The following is a 3,853-nucleotide window of genomic DNA, read 5'->3' as shown; positions in this document are numbered from 1 at the left end:
GCGGCGTCGACGCTGCCGTCCCCGCCGTCGGCGAGCGGCAGCTGCCTGCTCGCCACGCCGACCCCGGCCAGACCGTGGGCGAGCCACCGCGCGACCTGCGCCGCGGTCAGGCTGCCCTTGAACTTGTCCGGCGCGACCAGGACCCTCATCCCTCGAGCACCCTGATCAGCGCCGCCGCCGAGATGACCGTGGTCACCCCGCCGATGCGGGTCGAGATCTGCGCGAAGGGCATGAGATTCATCCGGTTCGAGGCGGAAAGGATTGCCACATCACCGGTTCCGCCGAGTCCGCTGTGGCAGACCGTCACCAACGACGCGTCGACCGGGTACATGCCGATGGCCCGCCCGACCCAGAAGCCGGTGGCCGCCATCGACACGACGACGGCGATGCAGGCGGCCACATAGCCCACCGAGATCACGCCCATGATGTTCTTCAACGGCAGATACAGCAGTCCGAGCCCGATCATGGTCGGGTAGATGAAGTGCCGCGAGATGACCGCGTAGATGCCGCGCACGCTGTCCTCGACATGGGCGGGGAAGACGCCGAAGAGCTTGCAGAGCACCGACATGATGATCACCAGCACCGGCGCGGGCAGGTGCACGACCCGCTCCAGCAGCGTGGCCAGCACGAACAGACCGCAGATGATCAGCACGCCCAGCGCGTGATTCCGGCCCAGCGCCTGATTCGGACCCAGCGCGGTGGTCTCCGGCGCCGGGCCCGCCGCGGTGGTGAGCGGCGAGGCCACCTTCACCAACTGGCCGCCGCCGTCGAGCTGCGGCCGGCGATCGCCGAGCCTGCGCAGCAGCCCCGCGATGATGACGGCCGCGATATTGCCGATGATCGCCGCCGGAATGAGCTCCGCGACATAGCTTCCCGACTCCCCGCCCAGCGCCGACGCGTACGCCGAGGACAGCGGTATGACGCCCTCGCCGATGCCGCCGCCGATGATCGGCACCACGAGGTAGAACAGCGCGCGATGGAAGCTGAACCCGAACGCCATGGCGACGCCGATGCCCACCGACACCGCGACGATCGTGCCGAGCACCAGCGGCGCGAAGATGCGGATCAGCCCGCCCACCATCACCTTCCGGCTCATGCCGAGGATGCTGCCGACCACCAGCGTGCAGATGACGAAGTAGAGGAAGTTGGCCTCCTTCATCAAGGCGTTCACCGCGGCAAGGGTATTGGCGTTGAACACGCCGAAATACACCAGCACCGAGGGCACCATCAGGCAGATGAGCGCGCCGCCGCCGATCTTCGAGATCACCGGCAGGCGGTTGCCCAGCGGACCGAGCAGCATGCCGAGGCCGACGATCACGGCGAGCCCGCCGATCATGTTCTTGGGGATGGCGTCGAAGACGCCGGCCGCGAGCACCCCCGCGGTGAGGACGATCGGCACGACGAGCGGTACGCCGTCGAGCGTCGGCAGCGCGAACGACCGCGCGGTCTTGGTCTGTACGGTCATGATCGGCTCACGGCGGCCATCGAGGTGGCGGACTCGAGCCGGGCGCGCACCTGCCCGCCGACCGACTCCGTGGTCTCGGCCCCGCCCATGTCCGGCGTCAGGCCCGACTTGCCCTGGGAGAGCACCGTTTCGATGGCCGCCAGCACCGCGTCGGCGGCTTCCTGCTCGCCCAGGTGCTCGAGCATCATCGCCCCGCTCCAGATCTGGCCGATCGGATTGGCGATGCCCCGTCCGGCGATATCGGGGGCGGAACCGTGCACCGGTTCGAACAGGCTCGGAAAGAGGCGTTCGGGGTTGATGTTTCCGCTCGGCGCGATGCCGATGGTGCCGGTGCAGGCCGGGCCGAGATCGGAAAGTATATCGCCGAAGAGATTGCTCGCCACGACGACGTCGAACCAATCGGGGTGCAGCACGAAATTGGCCGTCAGAATATCGATGTGATACTTGTCGACCTCGATATCGGGGTAGTTCGTCGCCATGGCCGCGACGCGCTCATCCCAATAGGGCATGGTGATGGAAATTCCGTTGCTCTTGGTCGCCGACGTGAGGTGGCGTTTCGGGCGCCGCTGCGCGAGTTCGAAGGCGTACTTCAGGATTCGGTCGACGCCGGTGCGCGTCATCACCGTCTCCTGCAACACCGTCTCCCGATCGGTGCCCTCGAAGATCTTGCCGCCGATGCTCGAATACTCGCCCTCGGTGTTCTCCCGGACCACGTAGAAGTCGACCTCGCCGGGCTGCCGGCCGGCCAGCGGGCTGGTGATGCCGCGCAGCAGGCGGACCGGGCGCAGGCTGACGTACTGGTCGAAGTGCCGCCGGAACTGCAGCAGGCTGCCCCACAGCGAGACGTGGTCCGGCACGACCTCCGGCCAGCCGACCGCGCCGAAGAAGATGGCGTCGAAGCCGGCCAGTTCGTCGAACCACCGGTTCGGCAGCATTTGCCCGGTAGCGGTGTAGTACTCCGCGCTCGCGTAGTCGAACTCGGTGAAATCGAGGGTGAAGTCGAATGCGGCCGCCGCGGCCTCGAGCACCCGAACTCCCTGGGGCACGACTTCTTTGCCGATGCCGTCTCCTGGAATGACGGCAATACGGTGCGTTGAACCCATCGTCGCGTTCTCCGATCTCCTCGATAACGCCCCCGGAATGCGGTGTTGTGGGGGCGATCACAACGGTAGGCTCGGATTTTCCGCGGCAAAAGCGCGGAACGCGCAAGAGACTCTTTCCGGAATGGAAAAGAAGGAGGCCGCCGTGACCGGTGCGTCCACCGACGACGTCACCTTTTTCGATATCGTCGCCCGCTCGCGCAGCCTCACCGAGGCGGCGCGCGAATTCGGCGTCTCGGTGTCCTCGGTCAGCAAACGGCTCGCGCAGATGGAGGCCAGGCTCGGCGTGCTGCTCGTGCAGCGCAGCACGCGGCGGCTGACGCTGACGCCGGAGGGGGAGCGCTACGCGGCGGGCGCCGCGGTGATCGCCGCACAGCTCGAGGAGCTGGAGGACTCGATCGCCGAGCAGCGCCACGAGCTGCGCGGCCGGGTGCACGTGCGGTCGACCATCGGCCTCGGCCGGGCCCATATCGCGCCGCTGCTCGCCGAGTTCGCCGAGCGCAGCCCGAAAGTCCAAGTGGATCTGGAACTCTCGGCGCTGCCGCTGAACATCGCGGGCACCGGCTTCGACATCGACATCAGGGTGGGCGCGCTGCAGGATTCGCGGCTGACCGCGACCCGGCTGTGGGTCAACCGCCGGGTGCTGTGCGCGTCACCGGAGTACCTGCGGCGCAACGGAACACCGGCGAGCCTGAAGGAGCTCGCGCAGCACAACTGCATCATCCTGCGCGAGAACGAGTCCGACTACGCGCTGTGGCGCTTCGAGACCGGCGAGCGGGAGGTCGCGATCCGGGTGGCGGGCAACCTCATCAGCAACGACGGCGACGTGATCACCCAGTGGTGCCTGGCCGGACGGGGTTTGGTGATGCGGTCGTTGTGGCACGTCGAGCCGCTGCTGCGCGACGGGTCGCTCATCCAGGTGTTGCCCGACATCCCGACGCCCAGCGCCGACATCGCCGCGGTCTACGCCGCGGCCGCCCCGCTTCCGCGCCGGACGCGGGCGGTCATCGACCATCTGAAGGCCGGGCTCGGCAGGCGGATCACCGGCGCGCAGCGATAGGTGCTTGCACCCCAGCACGATCCAGCCGCGCGGCGTGGCTCGGTCCGGCATGGTCCTGCCGCGCGGTGTGCCCACGCCCCCGTGGTTCAGCCGCGCGGCGTGGCTCGGTCCGGCATGGTCCTGCCGCGCGGTGTACCCGCGCCCCACATGATTGAGCCGCGCGGCGTGGCTCGGTCCAGGCGTGTGGTTCGGATGTGCCACGTGGCTCGGTCCGGCGCAGTTCAGCCG

General features: G+C 68.3%; 4 protein-coding genes. 1 reads left to right on the top strand and 3 read right to left on the bottom strand.

All coding sequences use genetic code 11. The features are described from left to right. From ON39_RS47735 to ON39_RS34415, 3 genes are all read right to left on the bottom strand, one after another. The coding region (locus tag ON39_RS47735; RefSeq protein ID WP_174412604.1) for a glycerate kinase at positions 1-149 on the bottom strand (149 nt) is incomplete at its 3' end. Beyond that, on the bottom strand, positions 146-1,465 hold the full coding sequence (locus ON39_RS34420; protein WP_040740485.1) for a 2-hydroxycarboxylate transporter family protein: 1,320 nt from the start codon (positions 1,463-1,465) through the stop codon (positions 146-148). The genes ON39_RS47735 and ON39_RS34420, both read right to left, overlap by 4 nt. Further along, positions 1,462-2,568 (bottom strand): tartrate dehydrogenase, encoded by a 1,107-nt coding sequence (locus tag ON39_RS34415; protein WP_040740484.1) that lies wholly within the window; start codon positions 2,566-2,568, stop codon positions 1,462-1,464. Before ON39_RS34415 ends, ON39_RS34420 begins: the two co-directional genes overlap by 4 nt. 121 nt (positions 2,569-2,689) lie before the next feature. Between ON39_RS34415 and ON39_RS34410 the strand changes: the two genes are divergently transcribed. Further along, positions 2,690-3,625 carry a LysR family transcriptional regulator gene (locus tag ON39_RS34410; protein ID WP_040740483.1) on the top strand — a complete coding sequence of 312 codons (936 nt, stop codon included), beginning with the start codon at positions 2,690-2,692 and terminating at the stop codon, positions 3,623-3,625. Positions 3,626-3,853 lie beyond the last annotated feature (228 nt).

The sequence above is a fragment of the Nocardia tenerifensis NBRC 101015 genome (assembly GCF_000308715.1).
In the GTDB taxonomy this organism is placed as follows: domain Bacteria; phylum Actinomycetota; class Actinomycetes; order Mycobacteriales; family Mycobacteriaceae; genus Nocardia; species Nocardia tenerifensis.
The sequence above is the reverse complement of the archived record's forward strand: the minus strand, read 5'-3'. Positions and strand labels throughout refer to the sequence as shown.

Bases quoted from the DNA above. Each gene is read 5' to 3' on its own strand.
- ON39_RS34410 (WP_040740483.1), top strand. From the start codon at position 2,690: ATGGAAAAGAAGGAGGCCGCCGTGACCGGTGCGTCCACCGACGACGTC.
- ON39_RS34415 (WP_040740484.1), bottom strand. From the start codon at position 2,568: ATGGGTTCAACGCACCGTATTGCCGTCATTCCAGGAGACGGCATCGGC.
- ON39_RS34420 (WP_040740485.1), bottom strand. From the start codon at position 1,465: ATGACCGTACAGACCAAGACCGCGCGGTCGTTCGCGCTGCCGACGCTC.